19 protein-coding genes and 2 tRNA genes are annotated in these 22,482 nt (G+C 39.0%); 9 read left to right on the top strand and 12 right to left on the bottom strand.

The window, feature by feature from the left end:
• Window positions 1-21: 21 nt before the first annotated feature.
• The 3 genes from ML462_RS12920 to ML462_RS12910 are packed head-to-tail and all read right to left on the bottom strand — an operon-like array spanning window position 22 to window position 2,437.
• A complete protein-coding gene (locus tag ML462_RS12920) occupies window positions 22-840 on the bottom strand; it encodes a carboxypeptidase-like regulatory domain-containing protein (protein WP_240714236.1) in 819 nt (272 codons plus the stop codon).
• Window positions 841-891: 51 nt separating this feature from the next.
• Window positions 892-1,635, bottom strand: coding sequence for a carboxypeptidase-like regulatory domain-containing protein (locus ML462_RS12915; RefSeq protein ID WP_240714235.1), 744 nt, complete (start codon window positions 1,633-1,635; stop codon window positions 892-894).
• A gap of 16 nt (window positions 1,636-1,651) precedes the next feature.
• Complete coding sequence (locus tag ML462_RS12910; RefSeq protein ID WP_240714234.1) at window positions 1,652-2,437, bottom strand: carboxypeptidase-like regulatory domain-containing protein; 786 nt, start codon at window positions 2,435-2,437, stop codon at window positions 1,652-1,654.
• 154 nt (window positions 2,438-2,591) lie between these two features.
• On the opposite strand from ML462_RS12910, the gene pepE reads away from it, so the two are divergent.
• Together pepE and ML462_RS12900 are read left to right on the top strand one after the other, a co-directional pair.
• Entirely contained in the window at window positions 2,592-3,299 is a 708-nt protein-coding gene (gene pepE, locus ML462_RS12905) for a dipeptidase PepE (RefSeq protein WP_240714233.1), read from the top strand.
• 1 nt (window position 3,300) lies between these two features.
• Entirely contained in the window at window positions 3,301-4,215 is a 915-nt protein-coding gene (locus tag ML462_RS12900; RefSeq protein WP_240714232.1) for a glutaminase, read from the top strand.
• A gap of 69 nt (window positions 4,216-4,284) precedes the next feature.
• Here ML462_RS12900 and rpsT read toward each other — a convergent pair whose 3' ends face one another.
• The 4 genes from rpsT to proS all read right to left on the bottom strand — a co-directional run bounded on the left by rpsT (window position 4,285) and on the right by proS (window position 6,332).
• The gene (rpsT, locus tag ML462_RS12895; protein WP_240714231.1) at window positions 4,285-4,533 is read right to left on the bottom strand and encodes a 30S ribosomal protein S20; all 249 of its coding nucleotides are present in this window, start codon (window positions 4,531-4,533) and stop codon (window positions 4,285-4,287) included.
• A gap of 30 nt (window positions 4,534-4,563) precedes the next feature.
• A tRNA-Glu gene (locus ML462_RS12890) sits at window positions 4,564-4,635 on the bottom strand.
• A gap of 69 nt (window positions 4,636-4,704) precedes the next feature.
• Window positions 4,705-4,776 (bottom strand) — tRNA-Glu (locus ML462_RS12885).
• A gap of 77 nt (window positions 4,777-4,853) precedes the next feature.
• Window positions 4,854-6,332, bottom strand: a complete 1,479-nt coding sequence (proS, locus tag ML462_RS12880) for a proline--tRNA ligase (protein ID WP_240714230.1) — start codon at window positions 6,330-6,332, stop codon at window positions 4,854-4,856.
• Window positions 6,333-6,468: 136 nt separating this feature from the next.
• Between proS and ML462_RS12875 the strand changes: the two genes are divergently transcribed.
• Together ML462_RS12875 and ML462_RS12870 are read left to right on the top strand one after the other, a co-directional pair.
• On the top strand, window positions 6,469-7,521 hold the full coding sequence (locus ML462_RS12875; RefSeq protein ID WP_240714229.1) for a hypothetical protein: 1,053 nt from the start codon (window positions 6,469-6,471) through the stop codon (window positions 7,519-7,521).
• Between the two features lie 73 nt (window positions 7,522-7,594).
• Window positions 7,595-9,085, top strand: a complete 1,491-nt coding sequence (locus tag ML462_RS12870; RefSeq protein ID WP_240714228.1) for an OmpP1/FadL family transporter — start codon at window positions 7,595-7,597, stop codon at window positions 9,083-9,085.
• Between the two features lie 27 nt (window positions 9,086-9,112).
• Here the strand turns inward: ML462_RS12870 and ML462_RS12865 are convergent, their stop codons facing one another.
• Window positions 9,113-10,945, bottom strand: a complete 1,833-nt coding sequence (locus ML462_RS12865; RefSeq protein WP_240714227.1) for a T9SS type B sorting domain-containing protein — start codon at window positions 10,943-10,945, stop codon at window positions 9,113-9,115.
• A 160-nt stretch (window positions 10,946-11,105) separates the two neighbouring features.
• Between ML462_RS12865 and folE the strand changes: the two genes are divergently transcribed.
• Genes folE through ML462_RS12840 form a run of 5 tightly spaced genes read left to right on the top strand, consistent with a single transcriptional unit; the run spans window position 11,106 to window position 14,908 of the window.
• Window positions 11,106-11,783: a GTP cyclohydrolase I FolE gene (folE, locus tag ML462_RS12860; protein WP_240714226.1), complete on the top strand. Its 678-nt coding sequence runs from the start codon at window positions 11,106-11,108 to the stop codon at window positions 11,781-11,783.
• Window positions 11,784-11,804: 21 nt separating this feature from the next.
• A complete protein-coding gene (gene cysS / locus ML462_RS12855; RefSeq protein WP_240714225.1) occupies window positions 11,805-13,289 on the top strand; it encodes a cysteine--tRNA ligase in 1,485 nt (494 codons plus the stop codon).
• 9 nt (window positions 13,290-13,298) lie between these two features.
• On the top strand, window positions 13,299-13,547 hold the full coding sequence (gene yidD, locus ML462_RS12850) for a membrane protein insertion efficiency factor YidD (protein ID WP_240714224.1): 249 nt from the start codon (window positions 13,299-13,301) through the stop codon (window positions 13,545-13,547).
• 45 nt (window positions 13,548-13,592) lie between these two features.
• Window positions 13,593-14,414: a prolipoprotein diacylglyceryl transferase gene (lgt, locus tag ML462_RS12845; RefSeq protein WP_240714222.1), complete on the top strand. Its 822-nt coding sequence runs from the start codon at window positions 13,593-13,595 to the stop codon at window positions 14,412-14,414.
• Entirely contained in the window at window positions 14,411-14,908 is a 498-nt protein-coding gene (locus ML462_RS12840) for a DUF192 domain-containing protein (RefSeq protein ID WP_240714221.1), read from the top strand. Before lgt ends, ML462_RS12840 begins: the two co-directional genes overlap by 4 nt.
• Window positions 14,909-15,027: 119 nt before the next feature.
• On the opposite strand, the gene secDF is transcribed toward ML462_RS12840, so the two are convergent.
• From secDF to gyrB, 4 genes are all read right to left on the bottom strand, one after another.
• The gene (gene secDF, locus ML462_RS12835; RefSeq protein WP_240714219.1) at window positions 15,028-18,030 is read right to left on the bottom strand and encodes a protein translocase subunit SecDF; all 3,003 of its coding nucleotides are present in this window, start codon (window positions 18,028-18,030) and stop codon (window positions 15,028-15,030) included.
• A 170-nt stretch (window positions 18,031-18,200) separates the two neighbouring features.
• Window positions 18,201-19,127, bottom strand: coding sequence for a malate dehydrogenase (gene mdh / locus ML462_RS12830; protein WP_240714218.1), 927 nt, complete (start codon window positions 19,125-19,127; stop codon window positions 18,201-18,203).
• A gap of 91 nt (window positions 19,128-19,218) precedes the next feature.
• Complete coding sequence (locus ML462_RS12825) at window positions 19,219-20,244, bottom strand: DUF6588 family protein (protein ID WP_240714217.1); 1,026 nt, start codon at window positions 20,242-20,244, stop codon at window positions 19,219-19,221.
• 120 nt (window positions 20,245-20,364) lie between these two features.
• Entirely contained in the window at window positions 20,365-22,305 is a 1,941-nt protein-coding gene (gene gyrB / locus ML462_RS12820) for a DNA topoisomerase (ATP-hydrolyzing) subunit B (RefSeq protein ID WP_240714215.1), read from the bottom strand.
• Between the last annotated feature and the right edge of the window lie 177 nt (window positions 22,306-22,482).

The following is a 22,482-nucleotide window of genomic DNA, read 5'->3' as shown; positions in this document are numbered from 1 at the left end:
AAGGTTTAATTAAGAAATAAATTAACCGGGAATTTCCTGAGATTCGTTTAACATCGATCCACGCAGATTCCTAAAATCATCGATCCGGGTTTCGAAATATTCTATAAGCACAAAAGCATTATTATTATTAATAACCAGATGTTTAAAGCTAATGTCCTCTGTACAGTAATAAAGGAAATTACAGATCTCGTTTTCTTTTAATTCAAGATCTTCCCTAAAAAATTCCCTGCCAACTATCGCTATACTTCTATTGGCAAGTTCTTTAGGTGTATAATTAACCGACCTGTCTTTATTCTTAGAAAGTTTATCTATCACCATACCTGCTATCTTACCTACGGGAATACTCCCCACCGGACTGGGTTTCTCGTACGGATTCAGTTTTCTGTCCTTTTCAATAAAGGTGTTCAGGTTATCCTGTAGCAGATTCTTTCTCTCCACATCTGCGATAGAAATCTTATTAATGTCATTTACCAGATATCCTGAGAGATTTATATCGTCTATCACTACCTCTGCCAATTCGTTTACGGCGTCCTGAAGTTCGATAACTACTCTGCGGTCGTTGATATTTTTTGAAGTTATTATTATAGTCCTATTCTCATATTGAACCGATGAGATATATAAACTATCATTCTCCCTAACTGGGATCTGAAACTCTCCTTTCGCATTAGTTACCACTCCTTTTTCTAAATTGAGGTTTATTATATGAATCCTATCAAGATCGGGATTATTAGAACTTACCTTTCCGGAAACTAATACAGGCTCCTGCGCCTGCGCAGAAAAAGAAAAAATGCAGATAAAAAGTAAAAGGCTAAACCAGTTTTTGAAAAAATTAATGCTCAAATTAAAATATGTTTTATTGATGATTTTCATGATTTTACAAACAAAAGAAATTTAATGCAGTTCACGTAATGCTTTGAAAGAATCTATCTTAGATTCAAAAAACTCAAGTAGTTCCATTATACTTTCTGAGGCCACTAAAGTAGAATATTCGTTATCTTCAGTGCAGAAGTACAGAAAGTTGATGATCTCTTCTTCAGGTAACCCAAACCGGTATTTAAATAAAGATTTTCCTACAAGAGATAGGCCTTCTTCCACCAGGACAGTTCGTTTATGATTTTCTTCAGCTTTTTTTATTTGCTTTAGCTTCCCGTTTAAAGCATTAATAATCGTACTTATACTTCCACCGTTCCTTGCAGAATGAGCCGCTAGTTCCAGGCTGCTCCTTCTTGGTTTCGGAAAAGGCATCCCCAATTTTTCGTAGATCGATTTTGGTACTTTATCCAGATCTTCAGATAAAAATCCAGACAATCTTATGTCATCAAGCTGAACTTCATCAAGCTCATTGAACTTTTCTACAAGTTTAACTTTCAGAACACTATTAAAAGAAGATTGCTCTATTATAATTCTTTTATGCTGGAATTGTATTGAAGAAAAAAACAGTGTATCCCCGGTTTTAGCCATTATTCTGAAATTTCCGTTTGCATCTGTAGAGGCTCCCGTTTCAGCGCTGAGATTCACTACATGAATTCCTCCGGCAACACCCGTACTATCAATTAAAACTACTCCATCAAGGAGTTTCCTCTCCTGCGCCCGGCTTTCATAGAACTGAAAGCAGGTAAAGAGAACTACAATCAAAAAAAAAGATTTTAGGCTAGTCTGTTTTAGGGTCATTAATTTGTCTTAGATTAATGAATCCTTCGGTTTTAGACTCGTAAAATTCAATAAGTTCAAGGATTTTTGATGATTCTATATATTCAAAAAATTCAGGATACATCGTGCAGTAAAAAACGAAATTTTCGATTTCCGATTCTGGTAGATTAAGGGTCGTAATGAAAAAGCTTTTCCCGAGCAGGTCTATCCCCCGCTGCACATCTACTTGTAATTTCTCCCTTTTTGCCAGGTTTTTTAAATATTTTGTTCTGCCATTAATGTCATTCATTATCACATCTATAGGAACCCCGCCAAGTAAAACCCCAATATATTGCCATCTACTTGTTATATTGGCATTCGCCGTATACAACCTCCTTTCGGTTTGACTAAGTCTTTTTTCTGGATATGGTATTCCAAATTTCTCCCTCTTAAAGTAATTGATCCTAGGCAGATCTGTATCAAGGTGCCCACTAAGCCTGAGATCTGAAAGACTGATTTCGGGTAATTCATTCCTGGCTGCTGATAGTTTTACTATAATATTTCCAGATTGAAAGTTCAGCTCGTCAACAACCACTTCTTTATTTTCAAATTGTACAGAGGAAAAAAATAGTGTATCTGCCATTTTAACCTCGATCGTAAAAGCACCAGATTGATTACTGGTTGTTCCCTTCATGAGATTTAAATTCACCACATGAACATTTTCTGCCGGGACACTATCGGTAAGAATTTGCCCCAGTAATAATTTCGTCTCCTGCGAAAACACATTTGTCTCGAACAGGAGAAGCATAAAAATTAAGGTTAAAAGCCTTAAAGTATTTTTAAAAATCAAGGTGAATCGGTTAGTATTCGGTAATTTATAACGACAGATATTTCCATTTCGCTTATAATAGAATGTAAACTTTTGTTAATACATCTGTTTACCTAATTTTACCATAAAAACAATGACCAAAGCCATACTTGCAAGTACTTCAACCTTACATAACCAGGAATACCTGGAATATTTAATTCCTCAGCTTTCAGAACTCTATAAAAATATAGATGAAATTCTTTTTATTCCTTACGCCAGGCCCGGCGGCATCTCGCACGAGGAATATACCTCAAAAGCAGCTGAAGCATTTTTGAAGGCTGGAATTAAGGTAAAGGGAATCAATGAATTTGAAAACCCGGCTAAAGCTATCAAGAAGGCCAAAGGAATATTTACAGGTGGCGGAAACACTTTTTTACTGGTTTCGGAATTATACAGGAACAAGGTCATGAACGCACTAAGGGAAGCTGTTAAAAACGGAACACCTTATTTGGGTACTAGTGCGGGAACTAACATAGGAGGATTAAGCATGCAGACTACTAATGATATGCCCATAGTTTATCCTCCTTCTTTTCAAACTCTTGCATTAGTTCCATTTAACATCAATCCGCATTATCTAGATCCAGACCCAAATTCAGAGCATAAAGGTGAAACCAGAGAAACGAGAATTAAAGAATTTCATGGGTTAAACTCTCAGCCTGTTATTGGACTAAGAGAGGGAAGTTGGCTTGAACTGAAGGATAATAAAGTTACGTTAAAAGGGGACCTGAACGCAAGAGTTTTCAAAAAGGATAAAGTACCTTTCGAAATAGAGACAGGAACAGATTTAACCGATTTAAATTAATATGGATTACCAGCAAATCCTAGATACCATTCATGATGAAATGAGCTACCGGGATGTAAAAGGAAAAGTAGCTTCCTACATTCCGGAACTTGCCAAAATAGACCGAAAAAAATTCGGTATGCATGTTTATTGTGGGGACAAACAACACTTTTGCTTTGGAGATAGTAAGGAGAATTTTTCTATTCAGAGTATTTCTAAAGTATTCACGCTGGCCATGGCTATGAGGTTAATGGGAGAAGATCTTTGGGACCGTGTGGATGTTGAACCCTCTGGTGATCCTTTTAATAGTCTTACCCAGCTAGAATATGAAAGCGGAATTCCCAGAAATCCATTTATTAATGCAGGAGCTTTGGTAATTTCAGATATCCTGGTAGACCAACTGGATGACCCTAAAAAAGAGCTTTTGGAATTCGTAAGGCATATTACAGGTGACCCAGATATAGATTATGACAAAACCGTAGCTGCTTCTGAAAAAGCTACTGGTTATAGAAATATCGCTCTTGTAAATTATATCAAGGCCCTTGGAAACATCAAGTGTGATGTAGAGCCTATTGTAGACTTCTATTTTCATCAATGTTCGCTGGCCATGTCTTGTGAAGATCTTTCTAAAGCATTTATGATATTCGCCAATCGGGGAAGGCTTCTGGATACAGATGAAAAGATTCTAAAGCCTAAAACAGTAAAAAGAATAAATGCGCTAATGCAAACCTGTGGGTTCTATGATGAGGCTGGAGAATTCAGTTTTCAGGTAGGCTTGCCCGGTAAAAGTGGTGTAGGAGGTGGAATCGTAGCTATTCACCCAAAAAATTATTCAGTAGCTGTATGGAGCCCGATTCTGAATGAAAAAGGAAATTCTGAGTTAGGCATGAAAGCATTGGAAAGGTTTACAACCTTAACAGGGGTTTCGGTATTTTAAATTGTAGCAACAAAAGAATGCCTTCCGGAAACCGAAAAGCATTCTTTAATAAATTGAACACTGCTAAAATTAAAGTGCTGCGACGTGCTTAGTCAAGTTTGACTTTAGGTTAGCAGCTTTATTATCGTGAATAATATTATTCTTAGCCAATTTGTCGATCATAGAAATTACAGAAGGCAACATAGCCTCAGCCTCTTTCTTATCGGCGTCACGCAATTTTTTGATCGCGTTTCTTGTAGTTTTATGCTGGTAGCGGTTTCTTAGACGCTTAGTCTCATTGCTACGAATCCTCTTCAACGCTGACTTGTGATTTGCCATTTCAATTACTATTTAAATGTTTTTTAAAAGTAGTCCGTAGGGGAATCGAACCCCTGTTACCAGGATGAAAACCTGGCGTCCTAACCCCTAGACGAACGGACCATTATTTATTTCAATTTGCAACTTAAAATTGTTGCTTTTAACTAAACACTTTCGCAGTGTTTTATTTCGTAGTCCGTAGGGGAATCGAACCCCTGTTACCAGGATGAAAACCTGGCGTCCTAACCCCTAGACGAACGGACCGTTTTGTTTCAAATGCGGATGCAAAAATACAACTTTTTTATAATGCCGCAAATGTTCGGCAAAAAAAATTAAAAAAATTAATAGGCCTTTGCAAAAAGCACTCTTCCTTCAGATGGTTTTCCAGTTAAAACGCACTCTCCGGCTTCATCTTTTCTTTCGAACGGAATACATCTAATAGTAGCCTTTGTAAGGTCTTTGATCTTGTTTTCTGTCTCCGAAGTGCCATCCCAATGCGCAGATATAAACCCGCCTTTCTCTTTCAGCACCTTTTTAAATTCTTCAAAAGTATTTACTTCGGTAATATGTTCATCTCTATATTCTCTTGCCTTCTCAAATAAGCTATCCTGAATTTCGGTCATTAAGTTCTTCACTTTTTCAACAACCTCATCCCGATTAACGAATTCTTTGGTAAGCGTGTCTCTTCTGGCAAGCTCAACCGTTCCCTTTTCCAGGTCTTTGGGTCCAAGCGCCAACCTAACCGGTACACCCTGTAATTCATATTGAGCAAATTTCCAGCCTGGCTTCTGATTATCGTTATCGTCAAACTTAACCGTAACCCCAACGGCTCTAAGGTCTTTTACTAACTGATTAGCCACCTCTGAGATCTGGCTTAATTGCTCTTCATTTCTGTATATAGGCACTATCACAACCTGTATTGGCGCCAAATTTGGAGGTAACACCAAACCATTGTCATCACTATGGGTCATAATAAGAGCCCCCATAAGTCTGGTTGATACTCCCCAGGAAGTAGCCCAGACATTTTCGAGTCCGCCTTCCTTGGTTGCAAATTTCACATCGAAAGCTTTTGCAAAATTCTGTCCCAGGAAATGCGAAGTTCCAGCCTGCAAAGCCTTACCATCCTGCATTAGAGCCTCGATACAGTAAGTTTCCAAAGCCCCGGCAAAACGTTCATTTTCGGTTTTTGCACCTTTAACCACTGGGATTGCCATAAAATTTTCGGCGAATTCAGCATAGATATTATTCATTAGTTCTGTCTCCTCCAGTGCTTCCTGTTTGGTAGAATGTGCCGTATGACCCTCCTGCCAGAGAAATTCCGCAGTTCTAAGAAATAACCTGGTTCTCATTTCCCAACGCACCACATTGGCCCATTGGTTAATTTTGATCGGTAGATCTCGATAGGATTGTATCCAGTTCTTATAGGTATTCCAAATAATAGCCTCGGAAGTTGGCCTTACTACCAGCTCCTCCTCTAGTTTGGCTTCCGGATCTACCATTAGTTTCCCCTCTTTATCCGGATCATTCTTCAAACGATAATGGGTTACTACCGCACATTCCTTGGCAAATCCTTCAGCATTTTTCTCTTCAGCTTCAAAAAGACTCTTAGGAACGAATAGCGGGAAATAGGCATTTTGATGACCGGTTTCTTTGAACATCCTATCAAGTTCGGCCTGCATTTTTTCCCATATGGCAAAACCATAAGGCTTTATCACCATGCATCCCCGAACGGCCGAATTTTCAGCCAGATCGGCTCTTACAACCAATTCGTTATACCACTTTGAATAGTCCTCGCTTCGCTTCGTTAAATTCTTACCCATATCTTGTTATTTGGCATAAAACTTGTAACTTCTAACAGTAGTGTATACTAACCGTTCGGGCAAAACTAACTATTTTTAGAATGCCCAACAATAAAAAGAATTACCAATGGATTTTTACTACCTCTTTCGAAATACAATGAATCTACTAATGATTCCCGTGGTGTTTTTCACCCTGGTATCGTGTGGTTCGTATCAGTACTCCGGTTATGAAGCAGATGGAATTTACGGAGAATCAAGACCCGGGATCTGGGAGCAGGAACAAACACAGAATAACGAGGTAAGACCAAATAACAATTCCAATTATTATAAAAACCTGTTTGCACAGCAATCTGAAATGGTTGGTGAAGTTCTGGAAAATGAAGTTTTTACAGACGTAGACAGTTATAGCTCCAATGATGGATATGAAGATTATTCAGAAGTTGGCGGGGACGTTGCATACGTTGGCGGAAACGCACCTTGGGGTGAAGATCCAGATACTTACTCGATTACCGTAATAAATAATGGTTTTGGCGGGTTCTATTCACCTTGGGGATTAGGTCCTCGCTGGGGCTGGGGCGGCTGGTATGGCGGCGGATGGTATGATCCATTCTGGGATCCGTTCTTTCCTAACTGGGGACCTTGGGGTCCAGGTTGGGGAGCTGGATGGGCCTACGGCGGTGGCTGGGGTTACGGCGGCTGGGGCTTCGGTATAGGCTGGGGCTGGGGCTATCCGGGATATTATTACCCTTACTATAATAATTACCAGTACAATTATCATCATAACGACCGCTATTCATACAATAGAGGAAGACGAAGCTCAAATGCTACCACTTATAGAGGTAATCAGAACCAAAGAAGTTCTTACTCAAGAAGTATTAGAGATATAAGAAACCCTAGGGTTTCCGCAGATCGCGCTTCAAGAACCAGTAGAAGTGTTGGAGATAATTCAAGAGTTTATACCAGATCTACCAGCAGAACTGACTCTGGAAGATCTTATAACTCCTATAGCAGGAGCAGAAGTAGTTCCCCTGTTTATCAACGCTCTACTCAAAGCAGGAGCAGCAGTGGCAGATCTTATCAATCTTCATCTTCTCGTAGCAGGAGTAGTAGTTCAGCTACAAGATCATCCAGCTCAAGAAGTTCAGGAGCTAGCCGAAGTTCAGGTGGGGGTAGATCATCAAGAGGTGGTGGTCGTGGTGGAAACCGATAATAATCATTAAAATGAACAAAACCTTATAGGTGCTTTCCTGTAAGGTTTTTTTATAAATAAAAGATTTCTGAAGATGAAAAGAATATTACTCCTGTTCCTAATATCCATTACTCCTGCTATCAACGCCCAAGACCTTCGGGACGCCTATAGATATTCAGACAATGAACTTACAGGAACCGCCAGGTTTATGGCAATGAGTGGTGCTTTTGGCGCTCTGGGTGGAGACATATCTGCCATGGCTCTTAATCCGGCATCATCGGCAGTTTTTCTATCTAGCAGTGCAACCGTTAGTTTGAACTACCGAGATCTCGAAAATGACATTAGATTTAATGATGGATTTGGAAGTAGAGGAGAAAGCAATTTCGATCTTAATAACGTAGGTGGTGTTTTTGTATTTACCGGAAACGAAAACAATGACTGGCGAAAATTTTCGATCGGTGTCAATTATAACACAGAATTAGATTATGAGGAGAATTATTTCGTTCAAGGTTCCTCAAATAATTCTATAGATCAGTATTTTCTGAATTATGCCAATGGAGTACCATTAGATCTTTTGCAGTTAAGAGATAATGAAACAATATCAGACCTATATTCTTTTTTAGGCGAAAATGAAGGCTATGCTGCACAACAAGCTTTCCTGGGATATCAGGGTTACATAATTGAACCGGAATCTGAAAATCCTGAAAATACCGAATATTTCTCCCTGATCAGTCCTGGAAGTTTTGATCAGCGATATAGATATGCAGCCTACGGAATGAAGGGAAAACTCACTTTTAATTTCGGTACACAATATAAAGACTTTCTATACCTGGGACTAAACTTGAATTCCCATTTTATCAATTATGAGAATTCTACAGAATTTGGAGAAACGAATAGTAACGAAGGTAGTGAAACCACCGAAGTATATTTCGGCAATGATCTTTATACCAACGGTGACGGATTTTCTTTTCAATTAGGTGGTATTGCCAAAGCTACAGAAAATATACGTGTTGGCTTCACTTATGATTCTCCTACCTGGTATACCGTAAGAGAAGAGAGTACGCAGTATCTTGAAACCAATAGCTCCTTAGACGAGTTTGTAAGGGTAGCTCCGCAGATTATTAATGTTTATCCTGAATACCAGTTCAGAACTCCATCTAAACTCAATGGAAGTTTCGCCTATTTATTTGGTAAAAAAGGACTTATAAGTTTTGATTACAGCTGGCAGGATTTCTCAAATATTAAATTCAGGTCTAATTATGATATTGAATTCGGGGATCTTAATGACGTTATTTCAAACGAAATGAAATCCGTTTCAACATTTAGAGTTGGAGGTGAATATCGCATTGCGAACTTTAGCATGAGGGCAGGCTATAGGTTTGAAGAAAGTCCGTTTGAGGATAAAAATAATGCGGGAGACCTTACAGGATATACCGGAGGCTTGGGTTACAGTTTCGGAAATTTCAATGTAGATCTTGCATATAGTTACGCCAATTATAGCGATGGCACCACAGGAACCATCAATCCAACCTATATAGACCGTGACTTATCAAATTTTGTAGTTTCGCTGACCTTCGGCCTGTAAAAATGAAAATGAATTTATTAAAGAAATTTACCTGCTGCGCATCAAGGTAAAGTTAGATATATACTCCTGATGCCTACCTGTTTTCTCATCGATGAATTCCACACGAAACCAGTAGTCGTCGGCGGGAAGGTCTTGCCCGTTATAGGTTCCATCCCAACCTTTATTATCAGGATCTACGCGAGTAATTAATTTCCCATAGCGGTCAAAAACATACAGTGTTTTAATACTGATATTACTGTCTGTAATTAAATTCCAGTTATCGTTATACCCATCTGAATTTGGCGTAAAAAACCTAGGGTAACCAACAAGAAAGAAGTTTTCACTGGTAGTAGCCCCACACCCGTTGATCTCCCGGGCTGTAACCGTATGGTTTCCAGGTTTAACCTGATTAAAAACATTGCTATCCTGCCAGGTGCCATTATCTAATCTGAATTCGAATTCGGCAAATTCACCCCCTATAAAATTTTCAGGCTCGGCCGTTACGGTATAACCATCACCAAAATCTGAACCTGAAATGTCAATAAGAACGTTTTCAGGAGCTGAAACAGGAGCAATTAGAGTATTGAAAGACACCTGGCACCCAGATTCGGCGTGTGTAACTTCCGCCCTAAGAGATGTTCCAGATGGCAAATCCTGAAAATCAACTACAGGATCTGAACTAATTAACGTCTCATCAATATACCACTCATAAGAATAATCTTCTCCAAGATCATCCCCTACCTCCACCGGCTCCAGTAAAACTTGATTTCTAGTTACGCAAAAAATAGTGGTTTCGTCAAGACCAAGATCAGGAAAATCAAAAATTTTCAGTTCAAAATCTTCTACTGGAGAAGTACATCCACTTTCCATATCAATAATTTCGGCGTAAATGATTTTTCCTTCCTCGAAAGGATAGATCTCAGGTTGACTGATAAAATTCCCGTCGGTTACATCAGCAGAACTTTCGTAGTAAAGAACTTCGTAATCATCTCCCTCATTAGGCTGAATTAGATCATTAAAATTTTCCGTGAGGTCTATAGTATCAGACTCAAGATCACACACAGCCAAACTGGAAACCTCGCCAATACTGGGGCTATTATAAAAGGTAACAGTTACATCATCTTCTTCAGATTTATCTTCGATATCGTCTGTCACAATCAATTTATAATTTGCAGACTCGGTAACCGTCAAGGTTGGACCATTCTCTCCGGGTATTGCTTCGTATTCCTGCGAATTTTCATTAAAAATGAACCATTCATAAGAACTTGCCTCATCTGTAGTTCCATCCAAAACATATTCCGACTCATCGCAGACTGAAATACTATCCCCAAGATCGAGCTGAAGAATGGAACAATCTGTAGACCCCCCCTGCCCGGTATTTGTCTGCTCAAGGCTTATAAAACCAGGCACCTGTTCAAAATTAGTGATCACCACCACGTAAATACTATTTGCCTCGGCATCTGGAATTCTCATGGTTTCCACAGCGTCTGGAAGGTAACTGCAGTCTATGATCTTATCTGCACTTAAGGCATTGCTATTGCAGTATTCATCTCCCCTTTCAAAAGGCCCCCAAACAACAAAGTCTACATCAAGGGGAGCACCGGTACCATTAGGATTTTCATATTGAGAAATCCTGAATGTTAGATCCCCAGCTTCTTCAATCTGAAGAAAGAACCATGCTGGATACGGCTGTTCGTCAAGACATCCATAATCTGGCCCCAGTTCACCATTAAGCTGATTACTATTGGTAAAATTAGAATTAGGGAAAGTAAGACGCTCCTCTCCTGCGCAAAAAGGTTCAATATCTGAACATAGCGCTCCCTGGGCGAATCCAAAATTACTGGATAAGAACCCACTTAAGAGAAATAGAATTGTTTTCAAATGCTCCCTCATTCCAGTTATCACCTTAACCAGTGCAAAATATAAAATATAAAGCAGAAGAGGCCTTCAGGCTTATTGAATTTTGAATACTGCCAAAACCTTATAAATATGTATCTTTGCAAGCCAATACGGTTTTAACCGACTATTATTGCAAAAAAGCATGAAAATAGACAAAATATTGAACGAAATTGAAGAGATGGGCGATGCCCATGCTGGTAGTAGCGCGAACACTCCCCTTAGAGAAGATGCATTCAACTTAAGTGATGAAGAGAAGATTGCCCTTATTAAAAAGGATGTAAAGAATATTCTGGACACTTTGGGTCTAGACCTTGAAGATGATAGTCTTAAGGGAACTCCGCAGAGAGTCGCGAAAATGTTTGTAAATGAAATTTTTTCTGGTCTTCATCCCAAGAGAAAGCCTAAAGCATCCACTTTTGAGAATAAATATAAATATGGTGAGATGCTTGTGGAAAAGAACATAACTGTTTATTCTACCTGTGAGCATCACCTTTTACCAATAGTAGGAAAGGCTCACGTAGCTTATATCTCAAATGGTACGGTTGTAGGTCTTTCTAAAATGAATCGTATTGTAGACTATTTCGCAAAAAGGCCGCAGGTGCAGGAAAGAATGACCATGCAAATAGTTCATGAACTACAAAACGTACTTGGAACCCCAGATGTTGCCTGCGTAGTAGACGCAAAGCATTTATGCGTAAATAGCAGGGGAATTCGTGATATTGAAAGCAGCACAGTTACCAGTGAATTTGGAGGAGCCTTCAAACAAAAAGAAATTAGACGAGAATTTCTGGATTATATTAAATTAGACACATCGTTCTAATAAATCAAAAACTCTTATTACATGGCGCTATACCAGGAACAAAGCCTGAAACTTTATAATTCCATGAGCGGTGAAAAGGAAGTTTTCACCCCTATTAATGAAGGAAATGTGGGAATGTATGTGTGTGGACCTACTGTTTACAGTAATGTACACCTTGGTAACTGCCGTACATTTATTTCATTCGACCTGGTTTTCAGATACCTGAAACATCTTGGATATAAAGTACGCTATGTAAGGAATATTACCGATGCCGGTCATCTCGAAAATGATGCTGATAGCGGTGAAGACAGAATTGCTAAAAAGGCCAGACTGGAACAGATCGAGCCAATGGAAGTAGTTCAAAAGTACACGGTAGATTTCCATAATATTCTTCAGAAATTCAACAATCTACCTCCAAGCATAGAACCAACTGCAACAGGGCACATCGTAGAGCAAATAGAGATCATCAAGACCATACTTGAAAACGGCTATGCCTATGAAGCCAACGGATCTGTTTATTTTGATGTTTTAAAATTCAATAATGATCATTCTTATGGAAAACTGAGTGGTAGAGCCATTGAGGATATGATCGCCAACACAAGGGAACTTACCGCACAAAGCGACAAGAGAAACCCGCAGGATTTCGCTTTATGGAAAAAAGCTGAGCCACAGCATATCATGAGGTGGCCATCTCCATGGAGTGATGGTTTTCCAGGCTGGCACCTGGAATGTACCGTAATGAGCACCAAGTACCTTGGTGAAGAATTTGATATTCATGGCGGCGGAATGGATCTGAAATTCCCACATCACGAATGTGAAATCGCGCAGGGAGAAGCCGCGTCTGGAAAGTCACCGGTAAATTATTGGCTGCACGCGAATATGCTTACCCTGAATGGTAAAAAAATGGCTAAAAGTACCGGTAACTTCATTTTACCGGAACAGATTTTCAGCGGAAATAATGATGTCCTAACCAAAGCATTTTCACCAAATGTGGTGAGATTTTTTGTACTTCAGGCGCATTACAGAAGCATTCTTGATTTTTCAAGTGAAGCTTTACTTGGAAGTGAGAAAGGTTTCAACCGATTAATGGACGCTTATCATGCTATAGATGACTTGCCATTATCTGATAAGACGAATTTCGATCTGGCGGCATGGAAACAATCCTGCTATGATGCCATGAACGATGATTTTAACAGCCCTATTTTAATTGCAAAATTATTTGATGCTGTTAAAACCATTAATGGAATTAAAGAAGGTAAAATTGTTATCACCGAAGAAGACAAGGAACATCTAAAGCAAACAATGAATGCATTTATGTTCGACATTCTTGGCCTAAAGGATTCGGTTTCAGAAAATAGTAATGGTGAAGAAAAGCTCGCCGGAACAATTGAACTACTTATCAAATTAAGGGCGGAAGCCAGAAATAATAAGAATTTCGCTTTAAGCGACCAGATAAGAGATCAGTTACAGGAGATGGGTATTCAATTAAAAGATGGAAAAGAAGGAACTACTTTTTCTGTAAAATAATCTTTTATTATGCTGAACCGATGGTTGAGTAAAATATTGACCGCATTAGTTCAGTTCTACAAGAAGTTCATATCACCTTTAACTCCAGCTTCGTGCAGATATCATCCCACATGTTCCACATACATGCTGGAAGCCATAAAAGTTCACGGAGCCATCAAAGGATTCTGGATCGGGCTTAAACGAATTGCCAGCTGCCACCCCTGGGGCGGTTCCGGTTACGACCCCGTACCAGGAAAATCAGACAGCAAAAAGGGTTAAAGAAAAGGCAAATATGTATATTTACGCCTAATCAAAAAATCAACTATGCTGCTTAATGCCATTCACTGGAATCCTTCAGAGGGACTGGATCTAGGATTTTTCACTATTCACTATTATAGCGTAATGTTCATAATTGCTTTTACCCTTGGATGGTATATTATGAAAAGTATTTATACAAGGGAAGGCGTAGCAATAGAAAAACTAGATTCTCTATTTATATATACCGTTCTAGCCACTCTTATAGGTGCCAGGCTGGGACATGTAATTTTCTACGACTGGGAATATTTTCAAAATCACCTTTTAGAAATCTTTCTACCGGTTAGATTCGAACCAGAATTTGAATTTACCGGATTCAGAGGATTAGCCAGTCATGGTGCTGCCATAGGTATCATTGTCGCCATGTATCTTTATGCAAAAAGGATCATTCAGAAACCAGTTCTTTGGATCCTGGACAGGATTGTAATACCTGTTGCCAGCGGAGCAATCTTCGTAAGAATTGGGAATTTTATTAATTCTGAAATAATCGGCAAACCAACAAATTCAGATTATGGGGTGATATTTGAAAAATTAGGGGAAGATTTTCCAAGGCATCCAGCCCAGCTATATGAGTCTGCCTGCTACCTGGCCATATTCTTAATTTTATGGTTCATTTACTGGAAAACTGAAAAACGTTTTAAACAAGGATATATATTTGGTCTGTTTCTTGTGCTTTTATGGACCGTTAGGTTCTTTATAGAGTTCATTAAAGAACCACAAGTAGGTGAACGTGCCAACTGGCTACTCAATACCGGTCAGTGGCTTAGTATTCCTTTTGTGATCGCGGGGCTTTATTTCATGTACCGACCTACAAAACAAAAAATAGTATGAAAAGAAGATTTTTAAACCTGGCAAGCCTGGCTCTATTCTTAAGTTTCTCTCTAACCTCATGCGAGGAAGATAACAAGGAAGATTCTATTGAAACCGATCCTATCACCTTTACCAAAGAAGGTGAATTATATCTTATAAAAGCCTCTGGTGATACTCTAAGGAAGCTGGATATCGAACTTGCTGAAACTCCATACGAACATCAAACTGGTTTGATGTACCGAGAAAGCATGGAAGATGACCAGGGAATGTTATTCATTTACGATACGGAAAGAGTTAGAAGCTTCTACATGAAGAACACTTACATTCCACTTGATATTATTTATTACGATGCAGATAGTACCCTGGTAAGTATTCAAAAGAATGCTACTCCAAGAGATGAAACTTCTTTACCATCAGACGGGCCAACTAAATTTGTCCTGGAGATTAATGGTGGGCTTTCAGATGAGTGGGGAATTGAAGATGGTGATCGAATAGATTTTAGCAAGCTTCAATAAAACGAATTAAAAATTTCTAAAATTAAGGTATTTACTCTACCATAATTTAAAAACTATAAATACTAAAAAAGGCTTTCCGATTGGAAAGCCTTTTTTATATTCTAACAAACTATAACCTTTTAAGCAGTAGCTGCTTCTTCAGTCTTAGGTTTTTCTTTCTTCTGAATTGAAGACTTCTTCTTCACGCTATCGAACATTACCGGGGTTGCGATGAAGATCGAAGAATAAGTACCTACGATCACACCAACAATAAGCGCGAACATAAACCCTCTGATGCTTTCACCTCCGAAGATGAAGATCGCAAGTAATACTACCAAGGTAGTAAGCGAGGTATTCAAAGTTCTGCTAACGGTACTGTTAATAGCTGAATTCACTGTTTTACCTAGAGGCCAGCTTGTATGTTCATTAACGTACTCTCTAATCCTGTCAAAAACAACCACGGTATCATTCAGTGAGTAACCTATTACGGTTAATATGGCTGCGATAAACGCCTGATCTATCTCCATATTGAAAGGCATTACTTTATATAGTAAAGAGAAGATACCCAGCACCACAAGAACATCATGGAATACTGCAGCAACCGCTCCTAAACTAAATTGCCATTTACGGAAACGCAATAGAATATAAAGGAATACAACAATTAGTGATCCTAATACAGCCCAGAAAGAAGCATTTTTAATATCATCAGCAATGGTAGCACCTACTTTCATAGATTTCATCACCCCTACCTGTTTATTATCATCGCCATCTACGAATTCATCGTAAGTTAGGCCTGCAGGTAAGTAAGAACCAAGAGACTCATAAAGAGATCTCTGGATTTCTTCATCTACTTCAGCACCTTCTTGATCAACTTTATATTTTGTAGTAATCTTCAACTGATTATCAGGACCAAAAGTCTTGGCCTCGGCACTTCCAAAAGTAGCAACAAGATCACTCTGAACTTCAGTTGGATTTACATCATCTGCAAATCTTACAGTATAAGTTCTACCTCCAACAAAATCCACACCTTCGTTTAGACCTTGAGTAAACAGAGACCCGATACTAATCACGATAAATAATCCTGAAACGATATAAGCGACTTTCCTTTTCTTAAGGAAATCGATATTCATATTTGTAAACAGGTTCTTGGTTATTGAAGTAGTAAAATCAAGTGATTTACCATTCTTACCATACCCATCAATAAATAACCTGGTTACAAAAATTGCCGTAAATAAGGATGTTGCAATACCGATTAATAAGGTAGTGGCAAAACCTTTAATAGGACCTGTTCCAAGTAGGAATAATATTAAACCAGTTAAACCTGTGGTGATATTCGCATCAAGAATAGATGACAAGGCATTATTGAAACCATCTTTAATGGCATCTCGCTGAGCCTTTCCTTTAGCAAGTTCTTCCTTGATCCTTTCGAAGATAAGTACGTTCGCATCAACCGACATACCAATTGTTAGAACAATACCGGCGATACCTGGAAGTGTTAATACAGCTCCAAGTCCTGCAAGTACTCCAAAAATGAAAAGAATATTTACTACAAGGGCAACATCTGCGAAAAGTCCAGCTTTACCATAATAAAGAATCATCCAGATAAGAACCAGGATCAAAGCAATTCCAAAAGAGTTAATACCGCTGTCTATAGCTTCCTGACCAAGAGATGGCCCTACAACTTCACTTTGAATGATATCTGCGGAAGCAGGAAGTTTACCCGCACGTAGAACATTCGCTAAATCCTGACCTTCTGTAATTGAAAAATCTCCGGAAATTTCACTTCTACCACCAGAAATAGGTCCAGTAGAAACACCAGGGGCAGAATAAACAATATTATCAAGAACAATGGCGATCTGGCTTTGCTCATTAGAAGCTCGTCCGGTCATATCTTCCCAGATCTTCGCTCCTGTACCATCCATCTGCATACTAACTGCAATTCTTCCAAGCTGATCATATGTCTGCTGGGCATCGGTGATCACGCTACCACTTAATGGTGGCTCCATATTACGGTTTCCTCGCAATGCATAGAGTCCCGTGGTTTGAGTTTCCTCGTCTGCCACTCCCCAAACGAATTTAGCATATCTTAATTCTGAAGGTAGCAATGAACGAATCTGAGGATTTTGAAGGTAATCCATAACCTGCGCAGTATCCTGAACCTTAAAAGTTGCAAGTACCGGACCTCCTTGATAACCAGGAGAAACAATAAGGTCGAAAAGTGGATTGTTTCCAGTTTCTACTTCAGTACTATCTTCTGATTCAGCTAAAAGCTCATCGATCTCTTCGTCACCACTGGTATCTGTAGAATCTACAGCTTCTTCAGAAGAAACATCCTCAGAACGCTTCATCTCTGCAAGTCTGTTATTCGCCTGAACAAGGAAATTTCCTAGTTCATTACTCTTATATACGTGCCAGAATTCTAACTGCGCAGTACTCTGTAAAAGATTTTTTACCCTGCTTATATCCTTTGCACCTGGTAATTCAACAAGAATTCTTCCTGAGTTTCCAAGACGCTGGATGTTTGGTTGAGTAACTCCAAATTTATCGATACGCTTTCTTAAAACTTCGAAAGCCGAAGTAATAGACTCATCAATTTTTCTACGGATGATTGGTTCAACTTCTTCATTAGACATATTAAAGTTGATCTCATCACTTAAAGTCTTATTTGCAAAAATATCCGGAGATGCAAGTTCTGCATTCGGGATGTTGTTGAAAGCCTCAAAGAAAAGATCTACATAGTTTTCCTGGCTATCGGTCTGTGCTTCGTCTGCTTCAGCGATCGCTTTTCTAAAAGCAGGATCTTTTGAATCGTTCGCAAGTCCGCTTAAAATGTCTCTAACCGAAATTTGAAGGATCACGTTGATTCCTCCTTTTAAGTCAAGCCCTTTATTAAGCTCCTTGTCCTTCGCATCATTGTAGGTAATCCCCGCAATAACTTCATCATTACCGATAGAATCTAAATACCTGGCCTCGGCCTGGTCACGAAGTTCAGAGTAGTTCTCTACATCTTCGCCAAATTGGTTCACGGCAAATTCCTCTGCATCAGTCTCAACATTATTTGTTATAAACGTAAAAGACAGCTGATAAAGACATACCAGCCCAAACAAAATTGCAAAAACTTTAATCAGTCCTTTATTCTGCATTATTCCTCAAATTATTGATTATTAGGTCTATTTTAAAAACGGACAAATATAGGACTTCAATTATCAAATCCCAATATTTTTTTTTGGATAATTTTAACTTTTAAAGCCAACAAAAAAGCCACAAAAACTGTGGCTTTTCAGGGTATTTTTAAAAGAATTTGCTAAAAAAATTACACGTCTAGTAATCCGTTGGTTTTTTTAACTCCTTCTGCGCTTTCTTTCATCTTATTTTTCTCGGCATCATCTAATTGCAGCTCCACAATCTTCTCCAATCCGTCCTTACCAAGAATTGCCGGCACACCTATACAAAGATCATTTAATCCGTACTCACCATCCAATAGAGCAGAACATGGGAACATTTTTTTCTGGTCACATGCGATTGCCTGAACCAATCCAGACACAGCCGCTCCTGGAGCATACCATGCACTGGTACCTAAAAGCTTGGTAAGAGTTGCTCCACCAACTTTGGTATCCTCTGCTACCTGATTTAGTCTTTCCTCAGAGAGAAAAGCTTTCACCGGCACAGAATTTCTGGTAGCCAATCTTGTAAGAGGAACCATTCCTGTATCACTGTGCCCACCTATTACCATTCCGTCAACATCTGAAGGAGGACATTCAAGAGCCTCGCTCAACCTGTACTTAAAGCGAGCACTATCTAAAGCTCCACCCATACCAATGATCTTATTTTTTGGAAGACCGGTAGTTTTATGTACCAAATACGTCATTGTATCCATAGGGTTACTTACAACGATTAAGGTAACATTTGGTGAATGCTTGATAAGATTTGAAGAAACCTCTTTAACGATACCTGCATTGATCCCGATTAATTCTTCACGAGTCATCCCTGGCTTTCTTGGAATTCCGCTGGTAATTACAGCGATATCAGAATTTGCGGTTTTAGAATAATCGTTTGTACTTCCGCTTATTTTTGTATCGAAGCCATTAAGAGTTGCAGTTTGCATAAGGTCCATTGCCTTACCTTCGGCATAACCTTCTTTTATATCAAGCAGAACAACTTCTGAAGCAAAATTTTTGATGGCAACATATTCGGCACAGCTGGCACCTACGGCACCTGCTCCTACTATGGTAACTTTCATGTTAAAATATTATTTGATTTCTATTAATATTGACTGCGAAATTACGAATAATGAGGCAGTAATAATAATAAGGAATGGTTAAATCAGTCTGTTACAGTATAAAGTGTAGACCTAAATTTACATTTACGAATTTCCCTGCAGTAGCCATGGTAGAAACTTTAAATCGATTAAAATAAAGATTGAAACCAATATCTCCTTTAAATTGAGCTTCTTTATCATTCAACCTGGTCATCTCAGTATTTAATCGAGAAAGTGCTATACCACTACCACCAAACTCATATGCGAAATCAGACTGAGCCACCCCCAGAGCACCAAATATTTCAAAATTTTCGTACTTTTTAGAAGCAAGAATTTCTGCCATCCAAACATTCGCTGAAACATCTATTAGGTCTAACTGAACCACCTGCTCAATCGAGATTGGATCAAACTCATACTTAACATCAAAAATATTATAAGATAATATCGCTGCCACCTGAAGGTTTTCTTCATCATCAAACCTAAAGTATTGATTAAAATTATGCTTAATCCCAACACCATATGTACTAAACTCCGATCCATCTATTTCCATGGACGGTAAAGCTCTAACCCCAATCTCTGTACCATAAGGCAACCCAACTGATACCTGAGCAAATGGATATACTAATGCCCCTTTATCAATTCCATCAATTGCATCAAATGAAGAAATAGGTATTTCAGTTCCCGGCGGCACTAATGGTAAATCATCCTGTTCCTCAATCACAATATTTCGCTGTCCTTCAAACTGTATATCGGTTGAGGCTCCAAATGCTGTCGGTACTAATGCTCTGTCATCACCTACAATTTGCAGAATACGAAAATCGTTATTATTTAAAGTGAATTCTTTTTTACTCGACGGAACAAAAATAGCATTGCCATGTAATGAAACATCTACTTTCCATTTTTCCAGCGCTCTCGCAGAAGTAAACCATCCAGCTGTTGCCTGATAAGCTGCACTTTCTGATGCCGGTGAAGCAAAACCATCGGCTAGAAAAAGCATATCATTTACAAATAGATCCAGATCTGATGGTTCATCCTGAGCCATCAATGAGTTCGTACACAAAAGAATCCCAAGAAGGAATATAGAGGTAAGATTTTTCACGATAAATTGGGTTTAGTATTGGTAAAAATAATAAAATATAATTCTCAGATTTTATTCGGATAAAAAAAACCCACACTTAGTATTTTAGGTGTGGGTCTTCTATAAAAATTTCAGTTGCAATTATGCATCAATATTAGCATACTTAGCATTTTTTTCAATAAACTCTCGTCTAGGAGGCACTTCATCCCCCATCAGCATAGAGAAGATTCTATCTGCCTCTCCTCCATTATCGATGTTCACCTGCCTTAGTTTCCTGAAGTTTGGATCCATGGTAGTATCCCAAAGTTGCTCCGCATTCATTTCCCCAAGACCCTTATATCTCTGGATCTGGACTCCTCCGCTATATTCGGCAGCGATCTCATCACGTTCCTTTTCATTCCACGCATACCTTTTTTTCTGACCTTTTTTCACAAGGTAAAGCGGCGGAGTTGCGATATAGATGTGTCCATTCTCTATCAACTCTTTCATATATCTAAAGAAGAAAGTTAGAATCAAGGTTTCAATGTGGCTACCATCCACGTCGGCATCACACATGATCACGATCTTATGATATCTAAGTTTCGAAAGGTTTAGCGCCTTGCTATCCTCTTCGGTACCTATAGTCACACCTAAAGCAGTGTAGATATTTTTGATCTCCTCGTTATCAAAAACCCGGTGAGACATGGCTTTTTCCACGTTTAAGATCTTACCTCTAAGCGGAAGAATTGCCTGAAACTTACGATCCCTGCCCTGCTTGGCCGTCCCCCCTGCCGAGTCTCCCTCAACAAGGAAAACCTCGCATTGTTCCGGATCCTGCTCTGAGCAGTCTGATAATTTCCCAGGCAAGCCACCAACACTCATGGCAGTCTTACGCTGAACCATTTCACGGGCTTTTTTCGCGGCATTTCTAGCCTGCGCAGCAAGTATTACTTTTTGAACAATGGTTTTAGCATCATTCGGATTTTCTTCTAAATAATTCTCAAGCATTTCTGAAACCGCCTGAGACACAGCTGAAGTCACCTCACGGTTACCCAGCTTCGTTTTAGTCTGACCCTCAAATTGTGGCTCAGCTACTTTTACAGATATAATCGCCGTAAGTCCTTCACGGAAATCATCCCCTGTAATTTCAAACTTCACTTTATCCAGCAATCCGGATGCATCGGCATATTTTTTTAGAGTGGTAGTTAACCCTCTTCTAAATCCTGACAGATGCGTTCCTCCCTCGTGAGTATTAATATTATTCACATATGAGTGAAGATTCTCATTAAATGAAGTATTATATATCATGGCGACTTCGACCGGAATCTCATTCTTTTCGCCTTCCATAGAGATCACTTCTCCAATGATCGGCTCACGATTCCCATCAAGAAACTTTATAAATTCTTTCAGACCTTCTTCTGAATGGAAGTCATCATGAACAAATTCTCCATTTTCCTCCTTATTTCTTTTATCCGTCAAACTGATCCTAATCCCTTTATTAAGGAATGCAAGCTCACGCATACGGCTGGCAAGCGTATCATAATTATACTCAAGAGTCTGAGTAAAAATAGATGGATCTGGCTTAAAGGTTACTAAAGTACCACTAAGCTCAGTGTCACCAACAGGTTTCACAGGATACATTGGCTTTCCGATCTCGTATTCCTGCTCCCAAATCTTATTATCTCTATAAACGGTCGCCTTAAGGTGGGTAGAAAGTGCGTTCACACAACTTACACCAACCCCGTGAAGACCACCGGAAACCTTATAAGAATCTTTATCAAATTTACCCCCGGCACCAATTTTGGTCATTACAACCTGAAGTGCGGAAACTCCTTCTTTTTTATGCATATCAATAGGAATTCCCCTACCGTTATCTTCTACGGTTATGGAATTATCCTCATTGATGGTAACTTTTATATTATCACAGTGTCCAGCAAGGGCCTCATCTATCGAGTTATCAACAACTTCATATACCAAATGATGCAGACCTCTAACGCCTGTATCCCCAATATACATTGAAGGCCGCATACGAACATGCTCCATGCCCTCCAGTGCCTGAATACTGTCGGCGGAATAATTATGTTTCTTAGCTTCTTCGCTCATATATATGCTAATTAATTTCGTCTATTTTGGATAACGAACAAATATAACAATTCGCATATTTTTAACAGGTTGAAGCAACCTTATAACACCTTAAGTTATCAACAAATTATGTGGAAAAACCCGAAAGCCAGAAGTATTAATTCCGGTTCCGGGTTTCAGAGTTGTAGGGTCGGTCAA

Origin of the sequence: Christiangramia lutea (assembly GCF_022489035.1) — a bacterium.
GTDB lineage: Bacteria > Bacteroidota > Bacteroidia > Flavobacteriales > Flavobacteriaceae > Christiangramia > Christiangramia lutea.
The sequence above is the reverse complement of the archived record's forward strand: the minus strand, read 5'-3'. Positions and strand labels throughout refer to the sequence as shown.

Bases quoted from the DNA above. Each gene is read 5' to 3' on its own strand.
- ML462_RS12910 (WP_240714234.1), bottom strand. From the start codon at position 2,437: ATGCTTCTCCTGTTCGAGACAAATGTGTTTTCGCAGGAGACGAAATTA.
- pepE (WP_240714233.1), top strand. From the start codon at position 2,592: ATGACCAAAGCCATACTTGCAAGTACTTCAACCTTACATAACCAGGAA.
- ML462_RS12900 (WP_240714232.1), top strand. From the start codon at position 3,301: ATGGATTACCAGCAAATCCTAGATACCATTCATGATGAAATGAGCTAC.
- rpsT (WP_240714231.1), bottom strand. From the start codon at position 4,533: ATGGCAAATCACAAGTCAGCGTTGAAGAGGATTCGTAGCAATGAGACT.
- proS (WP_240714230.1), bottom strand. From the start codon at position 6,332: ATGGGTAAGAATTTAACGAAGCGAAGCGAGGACTATTCAAAGTGGTAT.
- ML462_RS12875 (WP_240714229.1), top strand. From the start codon at position 6,469: ATGAATCTACTAATGATTCCCGTGGTGTTTTTCACCCTGGTATCGTGT.
- ML462_RS12870 (WP_240714228.1), top strand. From the start codon at position 7,595: ATGAAAAGAATATTACTCCTGTTCCTAATATCCATTACTCCTGCTATC.
- folE (WP_240714226.1), top strand. From the start codon at position 11,106: ATGAAAATAGACAAAATATTGAACGAAATTGAAGAGATGGGCGATGCC.
- cysS (WP_240714225.1), top strand. From the start codon at position 11,805: ATGGCGCTATACCAGGAACAAAGCCTGAAACTTTATAATTCCATGAGC.
- yidD (WP_240714224.1), top strand. From the start codon at position 13,299: ATGCTGAACCGATGGTTGAGTAAAATATTGACCGCATTAGTTCAGTTC.
- lgt (WP_240714222.1), top strand. From the start codon at position 13,593: ATGCTGCTTAATGCCATTCACTGGAATCCTTCAGAGGGACTGGATCTA.
- ML462_RS12840 (WP_240714221.1), top strand. From the start codon at position 14,411: ATGAAAAGAAGATTTTTAAACCTGGCAAGCCTGGCTCTATTCTTAAGT.
- secDF (WP_240714219.1), bottom strand. From the start codon at position 18,030: ATGCAGAATAAAGGACTGATTAAAGTTTTTGCAATTTTGTTTGGGCTG.
- mdh (WP_240714218.1), bottom strand. From the start codon at position 19,127: ATGAAAGTTACCATAGTAGGAGCAGGTGCCGTAGGTGCCAGCTGTGCC.
- gyrB (WP_240714215.1), bottom strand. From the start codon at position 22,305: ATGAGCGAAGAAGCTAAGAAACATAATTATTCCGCCGACAGTATTCAG.